Raw genomic sequence first — 17,973 nt, 5'->3', positions numbered from 1 at the left:
GCTAGATGATCCAGCTGGACGATGTGGGGCAGGTCTTCGACGGACGCGAGGGCCGGGTCACGGCCCTCGAGAAGATCGGCCTGCACGTCCGCGACGGCGAGTTCGTCACGCTGATCGGCCGGTCCGGGTGTGGCAAGTCCACCCTGCTCCGGCTGATCGCGGGACTCCTCCGGCCGACGACCGGCTCGGTCCGGGTGGCGGGCGATCCCGTCACCGGGCCGCGCCGGGACGTGTCGTTCATGTTCCAGCGCCCGGCCCTGCTGCCGTGGCGGTCGGTGCTGTCCAACGTGATGCTGCCGATCGAGATCGACGGCGGCGGCGATCGCGGGCGGACGGCGTACCGGGACCGGGCTCATCAGCTGCTCGAGCTGGTCGGCCTGCAGGGGTTCGAGCGGCGGCTGCCGCACGAGCTGTCCGGCGGCATGCAGCAGCGGGTCTCGCTGTGCCGGTCGCTGATCCGCGACCCGCAGGTGATGCTGATGGACGAGCCGTTCTCCGCGCTCGACGCGCTCACCCGGACCGAGCTGTCCGAGGAGCTGCAGCGGATCAAGATGGAGCTGTCCACCACCATTGTGTTCGTCACCCACTCGATCGAGGAGGCCGTCGTGCTGGCCGACCGGGTGGTCGTGCTGACGCCGCGGCCGGGCCGGATGCGGGAGGTCGTCGACATCGACATCCCGCGGCCGCGCAGCCTCGGCCAGAACGCGCACCTGACCGAGGTCGCGCGGATCAGCGGTCTGCTGCACGGGTTGCTGGCGGAGAAGACCGGGCCGGCGGCCGAGCGCCCGGTCGACGAGGTGCGGCCCAGATGACCAAGCGTTCCTGGCTGACCAGTTCACCGGCGGCCGCCGTACTGCTCCCGGTGATCGGCCTGGCCGGCGTGATCGTGCTGTGGTGGCTGGCCACGGTCGTGTTCTCGATCCAGCCGTACCTGCTGCCCGGCCCGGGGGACGTGTTCGTCAAGTTCTTCGACCAGCCCGGCTACCTGCTGGGGGAGACCGGGACCTCGTTGCTGGAGACGATCGAGGGCTTCGTGCTCGCGATCGTGATCGGCGTACCGATCGCGCTGGTGATCGTCAGCTCGGGGGTGCTCGAGCGCCTGGTGTACCCGCTGCTGCTGATGGTGAACGCGATCCCGAAGATCGCGGTCGCGCCGCTGCTGGTGGTCTGGATGGGCTTCGGTCAGTGGCCCAAGGTCGTGATGGTGCTGCTGATGTGCTTCTTCCCGGTGGTCATCTCGACCGCGCAGGGGATGAAGTCGACGCCGACCGAGCTGGTCGAGCTGCTCCGGTCGCTGAACGCGAGCCGGATGCAGGAGTTCTTCAAGCTGCGGCTGCGGTACGCGATGCCGCAGATCTTCACCGGCCTCAAGGTCGCGATCTCGCTGGCCGTGATCGGCTCGGTGATCGCCGAGTTCGTCGGTGCCACGCGCGGTCTGGGCTACGTGATCCAGCAGTCCGGCGCGAGCGCCGACACCACGCTGGCGTTCGCCGCGATCACGCTGCTGAGCATCATGAGCATCGTCTTGTTCTACGGTCTGGTCCTGCTCGAGCACCTACTGCTGCCTTGGGCACAGGAGACCCGGTGACCGCTCAAGCCTCCGACGCGGACCGCCGCGTTCTCGTCCGGCCCGCCTGGCTGGAAGCGACGGTCTCGGCCGTCTTCACCGCGCTCGGGTTCGACCCGGCCGACTCCGCCAAGATCGCCAACGCCCTGGTCGAGGCCGACCTGCGCGGTGTCAGCTCGCACGGCGTCATGCTGGTCCCGATGTACGTCGAGCGCCTGAACGCCGGCGGTGTCACCCGCGAGCGCGAGCTCGACATCCTGTACGACGCCGGCGCCGCGATGGTCGTGGACGCGCGCGGCGGGATGGGCCAGCTGTCCAGCCCGCAGGCGATGGGACACGCGATCGAGCGGGCCGGCCGCTACGGCATCGGCCTGGTGTCGGTCCGCAACGCGCACCACTTCGGTGCCGCCAGCCGCTGGGCCATGCAGGCCGGTCAGGCGGGCTGCATCGGCGTCGCGATGTCGAACACCACGCCGCTGATGCCCGCGCCCGGTGGCGCTGAGCGGGTCGTCGGCAACAACCCGCTGGCGATCGCCGTGCCGACCTCGGCCGGGGTGGAGATCGTGCTGGACATGGCCCTGTCGGCCGTTGCCCTGGGCAAGATCCGGCTGGCGGCGTCGGCCGGGCGGCCGATCCCGGACACCTGGGCGACCGACCCGTCCGGGACGCCGACCACGGACCCGGAGGAGGCCGTGCTCGGGATGCTGCTGCCGGCCGCCGGCCACAAGGGCTTCGGGCTGGCGCTGATGATCGACGTCCTGACCGGCGTCCTGAGCGGCGGCGGCTGGGGCGACCAGGTCCGGCCGCTGTACCGGGAGCCGGACCGGCCGAACGACTGTGCCCACCTGTTCCTGGCGATCGACCCGGAGCTGATGGGCGGGGTGGAGAGCTTCCGGCGGCGTTCGTCGGGACTGGCGGCCCGGGTGCGCGGCAGCGCGACGGCGCCGGGGGTGAACCGGCTGCACCTGCCGGGGGAGATCGAGGCGGAACGGGCAGCACACCAGCGGCGGCACGGCGTACTGATCGAGAGGTCGGGGCTGGACGGGCTGCTGGCGGCCGCGCGGGCGGTCGGTGCCGTCGTTCCGGCGGGAGGGCTACTGAACTGATGCCGAAGACACAGGTTTCGACGACCACACTGCACAGCCCGAACGGGGTGTTCTCACAGGCCACCACGATCGAGGCGACCGGGCGGCTGGTGTTCGTCTCCGGGATGACCGCGCGCCGTCCGGACGGCAGCATCGCCGGCGTCGGCGACATCCGGGAGCAGACCCGGCAGGTGTGCGAGAACGTCAAGGCGGCGGTCGAGGCCGCCGGCGGCACGCTCGCGGACGTCTGCCGGGTGGATGTGTACGTGCGCAACATGGAGGACTTCGCCAGGATCCACGAGATCCGGGCGCAGTACTTCACCGAGCCGCTGCCGGCCTCGACGATGGTCGAGGTCTCCAAGCTCGCGCACCCTGACTATCTGATCGAGATCAACGCGATCGCGGTGGTCTCATGACCGGGGGTGATCTGTGTGCGTGGCGTCGAGTGGACCTGAGATGCGGTACGTGATGGTGGAGTACGCCGGGCAGGAACGCCCCGGCGTACTCGAGGGGGACTCGGTCCTGTTGCTGGCGGCAACGGATCTGACCGAGGTGGTCCAGTCCGGGGCGGAGCCGTCGGGGGAGAAGATCCCTTACGACGAAGGGCTGCTGCGGCCGCCGCTGCGCAGGTTCCGGCGCGACATCCTGTGCACCGGGTGGAACTACTGGGACCACTTCGAGGAGAGCAAGGGCAAGCGCGAGGGCCAGGACGTGGACCGGCCCGAGCACCCGGCGTTCTTCACCAAGGGCCCGGACGTGGTGATCGGCCCGTACGACGACATCGCCTGGGACCCGGCCATCTCGGCCAAGTGGGACTACGAGGCCGAGGTCGCGCTGGTGATCGGCAAGACCGGTCGCGACATCCCGGTCTCCGAAGGCCTGGATCATGTCTGGGGCTACACGCTGGCCAACGACGTGTCGCAGCGCGATCTGCAGCGGGCGCACGGTGGGCAGTGGCTGAAGGGCAAGAGCATCGACAACACCATGCCGCTCGGGCCGTGGATCGTGACCGCCGACGAGCTCGGCGACCCGCAGGACATCCGGCTGCAGTGCCTGGTGAACGGTGAGGTCCGGCAGGACGCGTCGACCCGGCAGATGGCCTTCGACGTCGCCACTCTGATCAGTGAGTTGTCGTTCGGCATGACTCTGCGCCCTGGCGATCTGGTGCTGACCGGGACTCCGGCCGGCATCGGCAACGCCCGCGAGCCGCAGGTGTTCCTGCAGGACGGCGACGTGGTCGTCACTCGCGCGGACAAGATCGGCGAGCTACGCAACAAGGTGACCCGCGCATGAGCGGCCCGTTGGAACTGCTGCCCGGTGGCGGCAAGGGCGGCCGGCGGACTCTCGCGGAGCACGCCGCGGCGGAGTTGCACCAGCTGATCCTGTCCGGTGAGCTTCCCAGCGGTACGCCGTTGCGCCTCGTCGAGCTCGCGAGCCGGCTGGAGATGAGCCAGATGCCGGTCCGCGAAGGGCTCCGGCGGCTGGAGGCGCTCGGACTGGTCGAGATCATCCCGCACCGTGGTGCGTGGGTGCGTGACCTCTCGGTGGAGGACCTGCGGGACACGCATGAGACGCGGCTGGCCCTGGAGTCGCTCGCCGTCCGTGCCGCCGCGGGACGGTTCAGCGACGAGGACTTCGAGAAGGCGGCGGCCGCGCTGGCCGATCACCTCCAGCTCTCTCGAACCCATGACTCGGCGGGTGCCCGGCAGGCGCACGCCGACTTCCACTTCGCCATCTACCGCGCGAGCGGATCGCAGTGGCTCCCGCGGGCGATCGAGCCGGTCTGGCAGAACAGTGAGCGCTACCGGTTCGGCAGCCGGCCGACCGCGTTCCTGATCGAGCGGAACCGGCAGGAGCACCAGGCGATCCTGGATGCGTGTGTCGCCGGCGACCCGGACGCGGCCGAGCAGGCGTTGCGCAACCACCTGGCCGGCGCGTTCCAGCGCATCACCGACACTATGACGTCGAAGCAGAAGGAGACGTCATGAAGGCGAGCTTCGACGCGACCGGTGAGGTCGTGGTGATCACCGGTGGTGCGCAGGGCATCGGTGCGGCCCTGTCCGCCGCGGTCAACGCCTGCGGCGGCACAGCGGTGGTCTTCGACGTTGTGAAGCCGTCCGACCCCGCGGTCGAGTACGTCGAGGTCGACGTAGCGGACCGGTCCTCGGTGGAGGCGGCTGTGGAGACCGTCGTCGATCGCCACGGGCGGATCGACGGACTGGTCGCCGGAGCGGCTGTGCAGCCTCGGTCGACGGTGCTGGAGATGGACCCGGCCGACTGGACCCGGACCCTGCAGGTGAACCTCGACGGCGTGGTGTGGACGTGTCAGGCCGTCGTACCGCGCATGGTGGCGCGGCGGTCCGGGTCGGTGGTCGTGTTCACGTCGGGCATGGCCGTCACCGGGTACGCCGGTGCGGCGGCGTACGCGTCGAGCAAGGCCGCGCTGATCGCCTTCGCCAAGACACTCGCCGCCGAGCTGGCCGGGCACCGGGTGCGGGTGAACGTGGCCGCGCCCGGAGTCATCGACACCGAGCAGTTCCGAGGAGCGAACATCGGTGCGGACCGGGAGCACTGGCAGGACACCATTGGTATCGGCGACCCCGAGGACGTGGTCGGTCCGCTGCTGTTCCTGCTGTCCGACGCGGCGGCGATGACCGGGTCGGTGCTGACCCGTGAGCGTGCCTTCGCCAAGCTAGCGACCTTCACGGAGTGATGAGTGACTGCACAACAGCTGCCCGTCGCAGTGGTGGGCGCCGGACCGATCGGGCTCACCACGGCCCTCGGCCTGGCGCACTACGACGTACCGTTCGTGCTGCTCGAGGAGGACGCGGTCCTGTCCTCGGACACCAAGGCGGGGACGACGCTCAGCCGGACGCTGGAGATCTGGAACCGGTACGGCGCGGTCGACGGGATCCTCGCGGCCGCCCTGCGGATCGACGAGATCGGTGACATCGACCGGGCCACCAACACGCCCCGGGCCTCGGTGCAGCTGGCCGAGCTGGTCAACGACACGCAGTTCCCGTTCGTGATCAACCTGCCGCAGCAGAAGATGGAGCCGATCCTCGCGGCGGCGCTGGACCAGCCGGTGCTGACCCGGCACCGCCTGCTGTCGTTCGACGTCCTGGACGACCGGGTCGTGCTGCACGTGGAGACGCCGGACGGCCCGCGGGACATCGAGGCCTCGCATCTGCTCGCCTGTGACGGTGGCCGGAGCAAGATCCGCGACGCCCTCGGGGTGAAGGTGGTGGGGGAGACCCTGCCCGAGCGGTACATGCTGATCGACGTCCTGGTGGACCTGGATGTCGACAACGCAAGGGACTATCCGTACCTCGCGTACTTCGCGGACAAGTCCGAGTGGATGGTGCTGATCCGGCAGCCTGACAACTGGCGCTTCCTGTTCCCGCTCGGCCCCGGGGCGGAGCCACCCGACGACGAGGACCTGCTGGTGAAGGTGAAGCAGTTCATCGGCGAGGTGGACCGGATCGAGCTGCTCGGGTCGGTCGTCTACAACGTGCACCACCGGGTCGCCGAGCAGTGGACCAAGGACCGCAAGGTGTTCCTGATGGGCGACGCCGCCCACCTGATCACGCCGATGTGGGCGCTCGGTCTGAACACCGGTGCGCTGGACGCGTCCAACCTGCCGTGGCGTCTCGCGTGGGTGCTGCGCGGCTGGGCTTCGGAGACCTTGCTCGACGGCTACGAGCAGGAGCAGCGGCCGGTGGCGATCGAGGGCTCGGGTGAGATGGCCGAGGCCGCGCGCAAGTACATGGCCCAGCAGCGTGGTGCCGTCACCGAGGACACGGGCGCCTGGGCGACGGCGTACAACCGCACGCTGCTGAGTGTCCGGCTCGACGTGGACGGTGTGGGCGACTGGTCGATGGTGGCGAACACTGCCGAACCTCCCGCCGTCCGCGCGGGTGATCGGGCGCCTGACCTGGTGCTGCAGAGTCCGGCCGGCCGGACGACGATCCACGACCTGTGCCGGGACTCGTTCGTCGCGCTGTACTTCACCGACGTACGGCGGCGCCCGGACATCCCGGTGAACGACTCGCCGGCGTTGAAGCACTACGCCGTCTCCCGGTGGGATGCCCCGCACGACTCCGGCCTGCGTGACCGGGCTCTGTTCGATCCGGGCAGCATTGCCACGAACAGGTACGGCGTACCGCCGGAGAGCGTCGTACTGGTTCGGCCGGACGGGCACATCGCCGCCGTGGCCCCACTTGGTGCCGGTGTGGCCGAGGAGCTCTACACCGGGATCACCGGCCGCCCTGTGCCTCGGGAGGACTCGTGACGTTCGACGAGCCGCTGCGGGAGGTGCTGCTGCAGACGGAGGACCTGGAGTGGGTCGAGAAGTCGCTGGCCGGGCTGTCGCACAAGATGCTGTGGCGTGATCCGGAGACCGAGGCGTCGATCGCGCTGGTGCGGTTCGAGAAGGGGTCGGGGATCCCGTCGGAGCACAAGCACGCCTCGAACCAGTTCATGTTCTGCCTGTCCGGGCGGTACGTGTACCTGCCGACCGGGACGACCCTGACCAAGGGCAGCTTCTACTGGAACCCGAAGGGCTGCACGCACGGGCCGACGCTCGCCGAGGAGACCTCCATCCTGCTGGAGGTGTACGACGGCCCGCACTACCCGGAGCGGCCTGAGTTCTACGACAACGACGAGGATGCCCGCTGACATGGCCGGCTGGGACATCCACACGCACCTGATACCGGCGACCGTGCTGGCGGCGGCGCACCGCGGCGAGTTCGGTCTGTCGATCGACGGCGGCCGACTGGTGATCGGCGCGGAGCGACTGCCGTTGGGACGCCTGGCCGACCCGGCCGCGCTGCTGCAGTGGATCGCCGACCAGGACCTGGACGGTGCTGTGGTGTCCGTGCCGCCCGCCCTGTTCCGGTACGACGCCGGCGTCGAGTGGGCCGAGTTGGTGAACCAGGGGCTCCGGGAGCTCGCCACACCTCAGCTGCGTGTGCTGGCGCACCTGCCACTGCTGGATCCGTCCGCTCCGGCTGTGGCGGCGGAGCTGGCGCAGGAGGGCGTCTTCGGTGGCTTCGCCCTCGGTACGCCGAGCTACGCCGGGCTGGATCCGGTTTGGCAGGTGCTGCACTCGGTGGAGGCGTTCACCCTCATTCACCCCGGCCACAGTGACGACAAGCGGCTTGAGTCGTTCTACCTGACGAATCTGTTGGGGAATCCGTACGAGACCGGGGTGGCGGCGGCGTCGCTGGTCTTCGCGGATGTGTTGGGGCGGTTTCCGGGGATCCGGTTCTGCCTATGCCATGGGGGTGGTGTGACGGCGGCGCTGGCCGGGCGGTGGCAGCGCGGGGTCGATCAGGACCGGCCGGGGATCGAGCCGCTGACCCTGCCGGTCGCGGAGGCGCTGCGCCGGTTCTACGTCGACGACCTGGTGCACGACGACGCCGTACTGGACCTGCTGACGAAGACGTTCGGGGCCGAGCGGGTGCTGGCCGGCAGCGACTGGCCGTTCCCGATGGGCAGTGACGCGGTGGCGGCCGGGCGGGCCGGCACGGCGGAGGAACTGACCCGGCCGCTGGCGAAGGGGGTTGTCGCCTCGTGAGACAGCTCTTTCGGCAGAGCCAGGGTGTGATCAGATATCAAATCGTGGTGAACGGGGATGAGGCATGAGTACGCGGGGGATCGTAGTGCGCAGTCACGGTCCCGGGGAGCAGCTCAAGGCCGAGGAGGTCGAGCTGTCCGCGGGTCCGGACGAGACTCTGGTGGAGATGCGGCTGGCCGCCGTGACCCAGCAGGACAGATCGGTGCTGGCGGGCAAGCAGCCCAGTGTGCCGTTCACACCGGGTTCAGAGGGCGCTGGTGTTGTGGTCAGCTCGTCCGTCCTGGAGGCGGGCACTCCGGTGGTGGTTCGTGGCGAGGGCGTCGGGGTGACCAGGCCGGGTCTGTGGGGCCAGTACGCCGTCGTGCCCGATAGCGCCGTACATCGTCTGCCTTCGGAGCTGGAGCCGGCGGTCGCGGTGGCGTTGCTGACACCAGCGCTGACGGCCCACACCGCCGTACGACGGGTTGCGGCAGTCGTCGAGGGCGAGACGGTCGTGGTCACCGGGATCACCAGTCTGGTCGGGCGGCTGTGTGCGGCGGTGGCGCGGTCGGCCGGTGCGGCGAAAGTGATCGGGCTGGCGTGGACCACCGAATCCGTGGAGTCAGCGGCGGCACTGGTCGACCAGATCGTCCGGGTGGACGAGTTGGGGCAGGTCGGACGCGAGCTGCCCTGGTGTGACGCTGCCATCGACACTGTGGGCGGTCCGGTGACCAGTGGGGTGCTCGGGCACATCAGCCCCGGCGGGCGGATCGCCGTACTGGGTTATCGGGCCGGTGAGTTCACCACGATCGATCTGCATCAGTTGATCGGCCGCGACCTGCGGGTGCTGCCGGTGAATCTGCAGCGGACCGTTTTCGAGCCCGGTGCGGTCAGTCAGGCGATGGCGGATATCGCGCCGGCGCGGTGGCGACCGGAGTACGAACTGCTGCCCGCGGACCGGGTCGGTGAGGTGCTGGATCGGCAAGCAGGACGGGTTCTGCTGGACCTGACCTCCCTCGGCTGACTGCCTGGTTTGGGCAGCGTGGGCTAGACCACTAACGTGTGTTGGGGTTTCCGCTGGGCAATCTGTCCGCGGATCCCCGCAGAAGCCCCAGCCTGCCGTACGGTTACCTCCCAGAGTTGTATGCAATGGAGGAGAGAGGCAGCCTGCAACCGATGACCCGACGACTCGAGCTCACGCCTGGGGGACCGACCGGCCGTCGTACTCTCGCCGAGGAAGCTGCTGCCGAACTGCACGAGCTCATCCTGTCCGGTGAACTGCCCAGTGGTACGGCGCTCCGGCTGGAAGAGCTCGCCAAGCGGTTGGACATGAGCCAGATGCCGATCCGGGAAGGTCTGCGGCGGATGGCGGCGCTCGGACTGGTCGAGATCGTTCCGCACAAGGGTGCGTGGGTGCGTGAGCTGTCGATGGAGGACCTGCGCGACACCCACGCGACCCGGCTGGCGCTGGAGTCCCTGGCGGTCCGTGCGGCCGCGACCCGGTTCGCGGAGTCGGATGCGGCACTGGCCCGGACCGCTCTGGCCGAGCACGTCCGGCTGTCGAAGATCGGTGACAACATCGCCTCCCGGCAGGCGCACACCGAGTTCCACTTCGCCATCTACCGGGCCGGCGGCTCGCGCTGGCTGCCGCGCGCGATCGAGCCGGTCTGGCAGAACAGTGAGCGGTACCGGTTCGGCTCGCGACAGACCAAGGCGCGGATCGAGCAGACCCGGCGCGAGCACCAGGCCATCCTCGACGCCTGTGTCGCTCACGACGAAGCCGGCGCGGAGGCAGCGCTGCGCGAACACCTGGAAGGCGCCATGCAGCGCATCACTCAAACCATGGAACGCCGCTCGGCTAAGCCTTGAGGACTTCGAACCTGTCGTGCTGCCAGCCGGACGCGTCGAACACTGCTCTGAGCAGGACACCGTCGCCGCGCCCGCCGTACGTCGCGAGCAGGTCCGGCAGCGTCCTGCTGCCGAGTCCGTCGTAGTACTGGTCGAGTGCCTGGCGCCGGCGCAGCTCTGGGATACCGGAGATCTCCTCGAGTGGTGTGTCGTCGGTGCAGCCGACCACGCGCCCGGACCCGATCGGCTCGTCCGGCACCAGCTCCCGCACCAACTGCTCGCCGGCAAGGACGTCCCGAGCTCGTAGCCGTGCGCCCAACGCACGACACTGCCGACCTTCCAGCGCGAGCTGGACGGCCCGTGAGATCGCGATGTGGTCCGGGTGGCCCGTCAGGCCGTCGCTGCCGACGGTGAGCACCAGCTCCGGAGAGAACTCGTCGACGGTCCGCTTGATCTCCTCCGCGACCTCACCGGGCTCGGCACTCGCCAGAGTGTGGGGTCCGTTGACGCCGCCGTCGTCGATCCACCGGTCCGCGTCGCTGAGCCAGGCCCACTCGTCGATCCCGAGCAGTGCGCACGCCCCGGGGAGCTTGTCGGCCGCGGTTCCCCAGCCCTGCGTGGCGACGCGGAGCACGATCCGCCAGCCGGCTTCGCGCAGTACCCAGGTCGCGGCGCCGGTCGCGAAGACCTCGTCGTCCGGATGGGCGTGGACGACGAGCGCCGTCCGCACGTCAGTCCGCGAGGCGGGCGGGGAAGCCACCCGTCGCGAGCGGGCTCCAGCGCTCCGGGGTGATGCGGATCAGGCACTTGCCCTGGGTCCGCATGGCCTCGCGGTACTCGTCCCAGTCCGGGTGCTCACCGGCGATCGAGCGGTAGTAGTCGACCAGGGGCTCCACCGCGTCCGGCAGCTCGATCACCTCGCCGCGGCCGTCCACCTGCACCCAGGCGCCACTCCAGTCGTCCGACAGCACGACGACACTCGCGCGCGCGTCCCGCTTCACGTTGGTGCTCTTGGCCCGCTCCGGGTACGACGAGATGACGATGCGGCCCTCGGTGTCGACACCGCCCGACACCGGCGACGCCTGCGGCGTACCGTCCGCGCGGGTGGTGATCAGCAGCATGTGGTGACGGGGCCGGACGAACTCCAGCAGCCCGTCGAGGTCGACCTTGGTGTTGGTGGCAATAGTCCTCGGCATGCCCCCACCCTATGAGCCCGGCTCCAAGTCCGCCCAGCTGTTCTACCTCGTCGTCGGTGAGCTGGTTGATCAGGTGCTTTGCACGCTGGGCCTCCGCGATCGTGGGGAGTGCACCTGCGAGCAGGTCGGGCAGAAGGAGTTCGTAGCCGGCGCGGGCTCGGGGTGAGTAGCGGTGCCTGGTCCGGGCGACGGCGGAGGAGACGCGGATGGCGTGCTCGTTGCCCGGAGGTACGCCGGGACGGTCGACCTCACGGGCACCGAAGCGGTAGCCGTTCGCCCGGTCGCAGGGCGTGCACCCGGTCGGGCCGGCGCCGAGGGGGGAGCCGCAGTCGGGGCAGGCCAGCTGGTCGAGCGCGCCGTCCACGACCCGCCAGTCGAACTCGGAGGTGTCCTGCAGGACGATCTCGGCCAGCTCGCGGGCTTCCGGCGTACCGGGCTCGACCCGGGACTCGGCGCAGAGCCGGCGCCAGGCGGCGTCGATGCTCTGCTCGACCTGCTCGAGGGCGGCGGTGAACCGCGGGTGATCGACCCGTCGCATGGCCGGACTCTAGTGGTTCCGCGGGCTGTGGACGACCGGATTGACATGTTCGAACAGGTGTTCGAACATGGGGTTATGACGGGGAGTTCCACAGTCGACCAGGCGGGTCGGGTCACAGCGCTCGACCGGGCCCGGATGCTCCTTGCCCGGGCTCAGGAGGCTCCGCGGGACCTCCCTGATCAGGGCACTCCTCGGCTCACGGCGGTCAGTGGCTTCGACCCGGATTCTCCGCATGATCTCGATCCGGAGTCCGATCATCCCGTGCCTGTCGCGGCGCGTCTCGCCTCGGTCACCGGGTTCGACACCCGGGTCACCGAGACGCGGGTGCAGCAGGCTCTCGACACCGCGGGCGTGGAGCGGGCGCTGCCCACGCTGCCGGCGGTGTCGGAGTTGCTGTCCGGAGCCAGCCTGCGCGGCGGATCGGCGTACTCGGTGCGGGGGAGTGCCGCATTGGTGATGGCGCTGATGGCCGGCCCGTCCGCGGAGGGTGCGTGGTGCGGAGTCGTCGGGCTGCCGTCGTTCGGGGCGGAGGCGGCGCGCGGGCTCGGGGTCGACCTGGAGCGCCTGGTCCTGGTGCCCGAGCCGGGGCACGACTGGCTCAACGTCGTCGCCGCGCTGGTCGACGCGCTGACCGTGGTGGTCGTCCGTCCGCCCGGCGAGGTGACACCGGGGGAGGCGTCCCGGCTCGCCGCGCGGCTGCGGACGCGAGGGGCGATGCTGATCGCGTATGGCTCCTGGCCGGGAAGTGAGGCCCGGCTGGAGGTGGAGAGCAACACCTGGACCGGCCTGGGCGACGGTGAAGGTCTGCTCACCGCGCGGCAGGCGACGGTCGTGGTGACCGGCCGGAGAGCCGCCGTCCATTCCCGGCGGCACCAGCTCTGGCTCCCCGGCCCGGACGGCACCATTCGCTCCGCTTCGCCCGAGACCGTGCAAGAGACCGGATGGGATGACATCGAGGCGGTGGGCTGATGGGCGGCCTGACCCGCACGATGGTGATCTGGGTGCCGGACTGGCCGGTGACAGCGGCCGCGGTGGCGACGGGCCGTTCCCCCGACGAGCCGATCGCCCTGCTGGAGAAGGGGAAGGTGCTCGCCACCTCCGCCGCCGCGCGGGCCGAGGGGGTGCGCCGCGGTCAACGGGCCCGGGATGCGCAGTCGCGGTGCCCGGAGCTCGTCGTACTGAAGTACGACCCGGTGATCGACGCCCGCGCGTTCGACCCGGTGATCGGGTGCCTGGAGGCGCTCACACCCGGCGTCCAGGTGATCCGGCCGGGCATGTGCGCGTTGAAGGCACGCGGGCCGGCCCGGTTCTACGGCAGTGAGGCCACGGCCGCGGAGAAGCTGCTCGACCGGCTGGAGACGTTCGACGTCCTCGGCGGCCGGATCGGGATCGCCGACGGTCCGTTCGCCGCTGAGCAGGCGGCCCGGGCGAGCTCGGCGCGGACGCGGGTCCACGTCGTGCCGCCCGGTGGGTCACCGGAGTTCCTGGCGCCGCTCACCGTCGACGTCCTCGAGCAGCCCACCCTCACGGACCTGCTCCGCCGGCTCGGGCTGCGCTCACTGGGCGCGTTCGCGGAGCTGTCCGGCACCGAGGTGCTGACCCGGTTCGGCCCGTCCGGTGCCTTCGCGCACCGGCTCGCCTGTGGGCACGACGACCGCCCGGTGGTGGGCCGGGAGATCCCGCCGGAGCTCACCCGCACCCTCGACTTCGAGCCGGCCGTGGACCGGGTCGACCAGGTCGCCTTCGCGGTCCGCTCGATCGCCGACGAGCTGATCGCCCGGCTCACCGAGCTCGGCCTGGTGTGTACGACGCTCCGGGTCGAGATCGGCACCGAGTCCGGGCGGATCCACGAGCGGGAGTGGTTGCATCCGCGCTGGTTCACCGCGGCCGACGTGGTGGACCGGGTCCGCTGGCAGCTGCAGGGGAGCGGGACGGCGACCAGCGAGCTGACGTCCCCCGTCGTCCGGATCCGGCTCGTCCCCGACCAGGCGGACCCGGTCGGCGCACACGTCGACGGGCTGTGGGGCGGTGGGCCGGACGAGCGGATCCACCGGGCACTGTCCCGGGTCCAGAGCATGCTCGGTCACGGTGCCGTCGCGTCGGTGGTGATCGGCGGCGGGCGAGGGTTCGCCGAGCGGCAGACGTTGATCCCGTGGGGCGACCGTCCGGTCCCGGCCCGCCCGCCGGACCAGCCCTGGCCGGGTGCGATCGCGTCCACCGACCCCACCCGCTGGCCGGTGCTCGCACCCACCACGATCTTCCCCCAGCCACTGCCGGCGAAGGTGTACGCCGAGGACGGCACCCAGGTCTCGGTCACCGCACGCGGCGAACTCTCCGGCGTCCCCACCGCCTTCCGCCTGGCCCCCGGCCCACAGGTTGCCGACAGCAACAAACTCCACCCGATCACCGCCTGGGCCGGCCCCTGGCTCACCCACGAACGCTGGTGGGACCCCACCACCGAATCCCGCCAGGCCCGCTTCCAGTTCCACACCGCCGACACCCGAGCCTGGCTCTTCACCCTCCACCAAACCACCTGGCAAGCCCAAGCCACCTACGACTAACCCACCCGCCCACGCGCGACCAACCGCACAAGCCACGGACCCCGCCGCCCACCACGTGCGCGGACGCCACCACCCACACGTCCCGCGGACCCCCGCCGACTACCACGTGCGCGGACGCCACCACCGACACGTCCCGCGGACCCCCGCCGACTACCACGTGCGCGGACGCCACCACCGACACGTCCCGCGGACCCCCGCCGAGCACCACGTGCGCGGACGCCACCACCGACACGTCCCGCGGACCCCCGCCGAGCACCACGTGCGCGGACGCCACCGACCGCACGTGCCGCGGCCCCACCCACCCGAGAACCAGGTGCCGCGGTCCCGCCGCCGCACCCCGGCAGCAGCAGCCCCCACCCGCACACAACCCCCCCGAGCCACGCTGCGCCTAGGCGGCACCGGATCCCACAAACCGTTGGAGCGGTGCGTCGGCGGTCTGGGGGTGCTGCGGGTGGGTTGGCCTGAGGTGGGTCTCAGGTGGTGGGTGGCGGGGTGGGGCTGGGGGTTGGGCTTCCGGGGTGCGGGCAGGTGCCGCCGGGGTGCGGGCGGTCGACCGCAGCACGTGGTTCTGGGGTGGGTGGTGTTGGGCGGGTGGGTCTGAGGTGGGTCTCGGATGGTGGTGTGCGGGTGCGGAGGCTGCGTTCGGGGCTGTCCGCGGCGCGTGTGCTCAGGTGGGATCCGCGGCACGTGGTGCCTGGTGCAGCCGCAGAGCGAGTTGTGGGGTGGCGTGGGCGGGAAGTGTCGGTGGTGGGGGTGAGAATGGCGCGATGGATGAAGCTGCGCAGTATGGGCCGCATCGGTGGTCGGCTGGGTATCACGCGGACGGGAACAACGACCGGTTCCGGGGTGCGGCGTTCGTGGTCTCGGATCTGCGGGGGACGAAGTTCGTGGACTGCGATCTGACCGGGGCGCGGATCGTCGACGGGTGTCTGGTGGATGTCGACATCTCCGGGTGGGTGAGCAACCTGGTGGTGAACGGGGTCGACGTGACGGAGTACGTCGAAAGTGAGCTGGATCGGCGGCATCCGGAGCGGGTGCAGCTGCGGGGGATAGGGAGTGCTGACGACTTCCGGGCGATGTGGGGGACGGTTGAGGGGCTGTGGTCGGGGCTGACGGCTCGGGCTGAGCGACTGCCTGAGGCGGTGCGGAATGAGCGGGTCAACGACGAGTGGTCGTTCGTCGAGACGCTGCGGCATCTCGTGTTCATCACCGACTCATGGGTGAGCCGCACGATTCTCGACGAGCCGAATCCGTTCCACCGGCTTGCGCTGCCGCAGACCGCCTACCGGCCGGCGGATGCCGCGGCGCTCGGCATGGAGCTCGACGCACAGCCGACGTACGCCGAGGTGCAGGCGGCGCGGACAGAAAGAGTGGCAGTGGTACGGCGTGTTCTCGACGGACTGGCCGACGCCGAGCTCGGCCGGCCCTGCCTGCGATCACCCGCGCCCGGCTATCCCGAGGAAGCGCGGCCCGTCGGCGAATGCCTCGGCGTGCTCATGGAAGAGGAATGCGAGCACTACCGCTTCGCTGCCCGTGACCTCACCGTCCTGGAAGCCCGCTAGTAGACACCGGAGGGTTCCGCGCGGCCGACCCGGCACTCGACCTGGTTTCAGTCCGGCATCTCCTGGACGCGACCCAGCGCAACGTCGTGCGCGCAAGATTGAACCCCGGTGAGGTGCAGTGGCGGCGCCGCTCGCCTGCTCCATCGCGGACCGTTCCAGATGGTGACGGCCATCCAGCAGCCGGGTCCCTGCATCTGGCGGGTTAGAAAACCCGTATCGCCGCAGGTCCCTGACGAATAGCCTCGCGCTCATGACCGACGGCGACTGGAGGGATGGCGGGTTCAGGCAGCGTCGGCCCTCCGCGGAGACTCTCGCCTGGGTTGCGGCGTCGATGGGTCGGGGCAGTCGCGTCGTTGGCTATCGCCGATTGACCGGTGGCGTCTGCTCCGCCGTGAATCGGCTGACTGTCGAGCGACGTGGAATGCGAACGTTCGTCGTACTGCGGCAGTACCCGGGCGGGCTCGGCCTGCAGGGGAGCTTGGAGAAGGAGATCGCCAACCTTGGTGTGGTGGCGGGAAGCGGGCTCCCGGTTCCGGGCATCCTGGCTACTGATGTTGCTGGTGCTTCGACAGGGGGCGCGCCATCGTTGCTGATGACACGCTTGCAGGGGCATGTGCACCTCAATCCGGCGGAACCTCGGTCGTGGATGACGAGGATCGCGGAGATTGCCGTCTTGCTGCATTCCCTCGATCTCCCCGCGAAGACGTTCAGACCTTGGACGGATTCCTGGATCGCTCCTCTGGACGGGTTTCAGGTGCCGGTCGACGCACAGAAGCCGGCTGTGTGGAAGGCGGCGTTCGGTGTCATGGCGGCGCCGCCGCCAAAGGACACTGCCGTCTTTCTGCACTGCGATCTCCTGCCTGTCAACATGCTGTGGTCGCGCGGGAGGATTACCGGACTGACCGACTGGAACTCCATCCATCGGGGGCCGCGCGCGATTGACGTCGGGCACTGCCGGCGATACTTGGCGGCGCTCTACTCGCCCGAGTGGTCGGAGCAGCTTCGGTCGCTCTATGAGTCGATCGCCGGGGTGACTCTCGATCCGTGGTGGGACCTGTATGCCCTGCTGCACTATGACGACAGCGGGCCGAAGTGGATCCGTGGTCAGGTCGCTGGGCGCCGTCCCGTCGATGTGCCCGGCATGACTTCCCGGGTCGAGGTCGCTATCGAGACAGCGCTACGGCGCCTCGGATGACTGCGGGTTCCCTGCTGGTCGCCCTTCCGATTCTGGCATGCCGCACAGACCCCTGCACGACGGCCGGAAGCGCGCTCGCGGAAGCCCGGAAGCGCGCGCGGGGGCGCGGAGCGCGCGAGCGGGGGCGCGGGCGCAGAGGCGCGCACGAGCGGTAGCCCGGAAGCGCGCGAGCGGGAGGGGGCTAGCGGAAGTCGATGCGCATTACGGTGCGGCGGAGGGTGGGGTGGGTGACCTGGCGGAAGCCGGCCTCTTCGAAGGCCTGGTGTGGGCCGACGTGGAGCTCGCCCCACGTGATGGTTTTGCCGGGTTGGGTGAACATCGGGTAGGCCTCGAGGGCCCGGGCGCCGCGGCTGCGGGCGTGGTCGACGGTGGCGCGGGCGAGCAGGTAGCTGAGGCCGCGGCCGCGGTAGCCCTTGCGGACGACCATGCAGGTGACGGCCCAGACGCTGTCGTCGTCCTTGTCCTCGGAGCGGTCGGTCCACGGTACGCGCGACGTCCGGAGCTTCACGTACGCCGTGCGTGGTTCGACCGCAACCCAGCCCGCCGGTTCGCCGTCGACGTACGCGATCACTCCGCTCGTGGACGGCGAGTCCGGGGTCCCGCACGCGGTCTGGTCCTGCAGCATCCCCATCCGCTCGTCCAGGGTCGAGACGGTCCAGATCCACCCGCGGATCTTGTACCGCTGGCACTGGCACTGCCCGGCATCGACGGTCCCGAAGATCTTCTGGATGTCCTCCCATGACGCCTCGTTCGCCGGCGCGAACGTCACCTGGGTGTCCTCGATCACCTGCCTCATGCCCGCAGATTAACCCCGGTTCCGGACGATCCCCGTCCGGAACAAAATCCCGAGGCCCGCGCGACGCA

20 protein-coding genes are annotated in these 17,973 nt (G+C 70.2%); 17 read left to right on the top strand and 3 right to left on the bottom strand.

From position 1 onward, the window contains the following. Nucleotides 1-5 precede the first annotated feature (5 nt). The 12 genes from ACZ6O0_RS18115 to ACZ6O0_RS18060 all read left to right on the top strand — a co-directional run bounded on the left by ACZ6O0_RS18115 (nucleotide 6) and on the right by ACZ6O0_RS18060 (nucleotide 10,078). Nucleotides 6-812 (top strand): ABC transporter ATP-binding protein, encoded by an 807-nt coding sequence (locus ACZ6O0_RS18115; RefSeq protein WP_465766054.1) that lies wholly within the window; start codon nucleotides 6-8, stop codon nucleotides 810-812. Then, nucleotides 809-1,588 (top strand): ABC transporter permease, encoded by a 780-nt coding sequence (locus ACZ6O0_RS18110; protein ID WP_465766053.1) that lies wholly within the window; start codon nucleotides 809-811, stop codon nucleotides 1,586-1,588. The genes ACZ6O0_RS18115 and ACZ6O0_RS18110 overlap by 4 nt, the downstream gene beginning before the upstream one ends. Continuing rightward, on the top strand, nucleotides 1,585-2,673 hold the full coding sequence (locus ACZ6O0_RS18105) for an Ldh family oxidoreductase (protein WP_465766052.1): 1,089 nt from the start codon (nucleotides 1,585-1,587) through the stop codon (nucleotides 2,671-2,673). The genes ACZ6O0_RS18110 and ACZ6O0_RS18105 overlap by 4 nt, the downstream gene beginning before the upstream one ends. Continuing rightward, nucleotides 2,673-3,068, top strand: coding sequence for a RidA family protein (locus ACZ6O0_RS18100; RefSeq protein WP_465766051.1), 396 nt, complete (start codon nucleotides 2,673-2,675; stop codon nucleotides 3,066-3,068). The genes ACZ6O0_RS18105 and ACZ6O0_RS18100 overlap by 1 nt, the downstream gene beginning before the upstream one ends. Nucleotides 3,069-3,108: 40 nt before the next feature. Next, nucleotides 3,109-3,945, top strand: a complete 837-nt coding sequence (locus tag ACZ6O0_RS18095; RefSeq protein WP_465766050.1) for a fumarylacetoacetate hydrolase family protein — start codon at nucleotides 3,109-3,111, stop codon at nucleotides 3,943-3,945. Next, nucleotides 3,942-4,640 carry a GntR family transcriptional regulator gene (locus tag ACZ6O0_RS18090; RefSeq protein WP_465766049.1) on the top strand — a complete coding sequence of 233 codons (699 nt, stop codon included), beginning with the start codon at nucleotides 3,942-3,944 and terminating at the stop codon, nucleotides 4,638-4,640. Before ACZ6O0_RS18095 ends, ACZ6O0_RS18090 begins: the two co-directional genes overlap by 4 nt. Next, on the top strand, nucleotides 4,637-5,365 hold the full coding sequence (locus tag ACZ6O0_RS18085; protein ID WP_465766048.1) for an SDR family NAD(P)-dependent oxidoreductase: 729 nt from the start codon (nucleotides 4,637-4,639) through the stop codon (nucleotides 5,363-5,365). The genes ACZ6O0_RS18090 and ACZ6O0_RS18085 overlap by 4 nt, the downstream gene beginning before the upstream one ends. A gap of 3 nt (nucleotides 5,366-5,368) precedes the next feature. After that, nucleotides 5,369-6,943 (top strand): FAD-dependent monooxygenase, encoded by a 1,575-nt coding sequence (locus tag ACZ6O0_RS18080; protein WP_465766047.1) that lies wholly within the window; start codon nucleotides 5,369-5,371, stop codon nucleotides 6,941-6,943. After that, nucleotides 6,940-7,329, top strand: coding sequence for a cupin domain-containing protein (locus ACZ6O0_RS18075; RefSeq protein ID WP_465766046.1), 390 nt, complete (start codon nucleotides 6,940-6,942; stop codon nucleotides 7,327-7,329). The genes ACZ6O0_RS18080 and ACZ6O0_RS18075 overlap by 4 nt, the downstream gene beginning before the upstream one ends. Next, complete coding sequence (locus tag ACZ6O0_RS18070; RefSeq protein WP_465766045.1) at nucleotides 7,319-8,230, top strand: amidohydrolase family protein; 912 nt, start codon at nucleotides 7,319-7,321, stop codon at nucleotides 8,228-8,230. The genes ACZ6O0_RS18075 and ACZ6O0_RS18070 overlap by 11 nt, the downstream gene beginning before the upstream one ends. A 64-nt stretch (nucleotides 8,231-8,294) precedes the next feature. After that, on the top strand, nucleotides 8,295-9,233 hold the full coding sequence (locus ACZ6O0_RS18065; RefSeq protein WP_465766044.1) for an alcohol dehydrogenase catalytic domain-containing protein: 939 nt from the start codon (nucleotides 8,295-8,297) through the stop codon (nucleotides 9,231-9,233). Nucleotides 9,234-9,385: 152 nt separating this feature from the next. Then, entirely contained in the window at nucleotides 9,386-10,078 is a 693-nt protein-coding gene (locus tag ACZ6O0_RS18060) for a GntR family transcriptional regulator (protein ID WP_465766043.1), read from the top strand. Here ACZ6O0_RS18060 and ACZ6O0_RS18055 read toward each other — a convergent pair. Together ACZ6O0_RS18055 and ACZ6O0_RS18050 are read right to left on the bottom strand one after the other, a co-directional pair. Beyond that, complete coding sequence (locus tag ACZ6O0_RS18055; protein WP_465766042.1) at nucleotides 10,068-10,787, bottom strand: PIG-L family deacetylase; 720 nt, start codon at nucleotides 10,785-10,787, stop codon at nucleotides 10,068-10,070. The two genes, ACZ6O0_RS18060 and ACZ6O0_RS18055, sit on opposite strands and share 11 nt — an antisense overlap. A gap of 1 nt (nucleotide 10,788) precedes the next feature. Beyond that, nucleotides 10,789-11,253 carry a PPOX class F420-dependent oxidoreductase gene (locus tag ACZ6O0_RS18050; RefSeq protein WP_465766041.1) on the bottom strand — a complete coding sequence of 155 codons (465 nt, stop codon included), beginning with the start codon at nucleotides 11,251-11,253 and terminating at the stop codon, nucleotides 10,789-10,791. On the opposite strand from ACZ6O0_RS18050, the gene ACZ6O0_RS18045 reads away from it, so the two are divergent. The 5 genes from ACZ6O0_RS18045 to ACZ6O0_RS18025 all read left to right on the top strand — a co-directional run bounded on the left by ACZ6O0_RS18045 (nucleotide 11,252) and on the right by ACZ6O0_RS18025 (nucleotide 17,109). Next, nucleotides 11,252-11,419, top strand: a complete 168-nt coding sequence (locus ACZ6O0_RS18045; RefSeq protein ID WP_465766040.1) for a hypothetical protein — start codon at nucleotides 11,252-11,254, stop codon at nucleotides 11,417-11,419. The two genes, ACZ6O0_RS18050 and ACZ6O0_RS18045, sit on opposite strands and share 2 nt — an antisense overlap. Nucleotides 11,420-11,425: 6 nt before the next feature. Then, on the top strand, nucleotides 11,426-12,760 hold the full coding sequence (locus ACZ6O0_RS18040; protein WP_465766039.1) for a hypothetical protein: 1,335 nt from the start codon (nucleotides 11,426-11,428) through the stop codon (nucleotides 12,758-12,760). Next, a complete protein-coding gene (locus tag ACZ6O0_RS18035; protein WP_465766038.1) occupies nucleotides 12,760-14,352 on the top strand; it encodes a DNA polymerase Y family protein in 1,593 nt (530 codons plus the stop codon). The genes ACZ6O0_RS18040 and ACZ6O0_RS18035 overlap by 1 nt, the downstream gene beginning before the upstream one ends. Before the next feature lie 767 nt (nucleotides 14,353-15,119). Continuing rightward, nucleotides 15,120-15,914, top strand: a complete 795-nt coding sequence (locus ACZ6O0_RS18030; protein WP_465766037.1) for a DinB family protein — start codon at nucleotides 15,120-15,122, stop codon at nucleotides 15,912-15,914. 250 nt (nucleotides 15,915-16,164) lie between these two features. After that, a complete protein-coding gene (locus ACZ6O0_RS18025) occupies nucleotides 16,165-17,109 on the top strand; it encodes a phosphotransferase family protein (protein ID WP_465766036.1) in 945 nt (314 codons plus the stop codon). 181 nt (nucleotides 17,110-17,290) lie between these two features. Here the strand turns inward: ACZ6O0_RS18025 and ACZ6O0_RS18020 are convergent, their stop codons facing one another. Further along, complete coding sequence (locus ACZ6O0_RS18020) at nucleotides 17,291-17,905, bottom strand: GNAT family N-acetyltransferase (RefSeq protein WP_465766035.1); 615 nt, start codon at nucleotides 17,903-17,905, stop codon at nucleotides 17,291-17,293. Between the last annotated feature and the right edge of the window lie 68 nt (nucleotides 17,906-17,973).

The sequence above is a fragment of the Kribbella sp. NPDC048837 genome (assembly GCF_055586945.1).
The sequence above is the reverse complement of the archived record's forward strand: the minus strand, read 5'-3'. Positions and strand labels throughout refer to the sequence as shown.

Excerpts from the sequence above, each read along its gene's own strand:
- ACZ6O0_RS18115 (WP_465766054.1), top strand. The coding sequence starts at position 6 with ATGATCCAGCTGGACGATGTGGGGCAGGTCTTCGACGGACGCGAGGGC.
- ACZ6O0_RS18110 (WP_465766053.1), top strand. The coding sequence starts at position 809 with ATGACCAAGCGTTCCTGGCTGACCAGTTCACCGGCGGCCGCCGTACTG.
- ACZ6O0_RS18100 (WP_465766051.1), top strand. The coding sequence starts at position 2,673 with ATGCCGAAGACACAGGTTTCGACGACCACACTGCACAGCCCGAACGGG.
- ACZ6O0_RS18095 (WP_465766050.1), top strand. The coding sequence starts at position 3,109 with ATGCGGTACGTGATGGTGGAGTACGCCGGGCAGGAACGCCCCGGCGTA.
- ACZ6O0_RS18090 (WP_465766049.1), top strand. The coding sequence starts at position 3,942 with ATGAGCGGCCCGTTGGAACTGCTGCCCGGTGGCGGCAAGGGCGGCCGG.
- ACZ6O0_RS18085 (WP_465766048.1), top strand. The coding sequence starts at position 4,637 with ATGAAGGCGAGCTTCGACGCGACCGGTGAGGTCGTGGTGATCACCGGT.
- ACZ6O0_RS18070 (WP_465766045.1), top strand. The coding sequence starts at position 7,319 with ATGCCCGCTGACATGGCCGGCTGGGACATCCACACGCACCTGATACCG.
- ACZ6O0_RS18065 (WP_465766044.1), top strand. The coding sequence starts at position 8,295 with ATGAGTACGCGGGGGATCGTAGTGCGCAGTCACGGTCCCGGGGAGCAG.
- ACZ6O0_RS18060 (WP_465766043.1), top strand. The coding sequence starts at position 9,386 with ATGACCCGACGACTCGAGCTCACGCCTGGGGGACCGACCGGCCGTCGT.
- ACZ6O0_RS18045 (WP_465766040.1), top strand. The coding sequence starts at position 11,252 with ATGCCCCCACCCTATGAGCCCGGCTCCAAGTCCGCCCAGCTGTTCTAC.
- ACZ6O0_RS18050 (WP_465766041.1), bottom strand. The coding sequence starts at position 11,253 with ATGCCGAGGACTATTGCCACCAACACCAAGGTCGACCTCGACGGGCTG.
- ACZ6O0_RS18035 (WP_465766038.1), top strand. The coding sequence starts at position 12,760 with ATGGGCGGCCTGACCCGCACGATGGTGATCTGGGTGCCGGACTGGCCG.
- ACZ6O0_RS18030 (WP_465766037.1), top strand. The coding sequence starts at position 15,120 with ATGGATGAAGCTGCGCAGTATGGGCCGCATCGGTGGTCGGCTGGGTAT.
- ACZ6O0_RS18025 (WP_465766036.1), top strand. The coding sequence starts at position 16,165 with ATGACCGACGGCGACTGGAGGGATGGCGGGTTCAGGCAGCGTCGGCCC.
- ACZ6O0_RS18020 (WP_465766035.1), bottom strand. The coding sequence starts at position 17,905 with ATGAGGCAGGTGATCGAGGACACCCAGGTGACGTTCGCGCCGGCGAAC.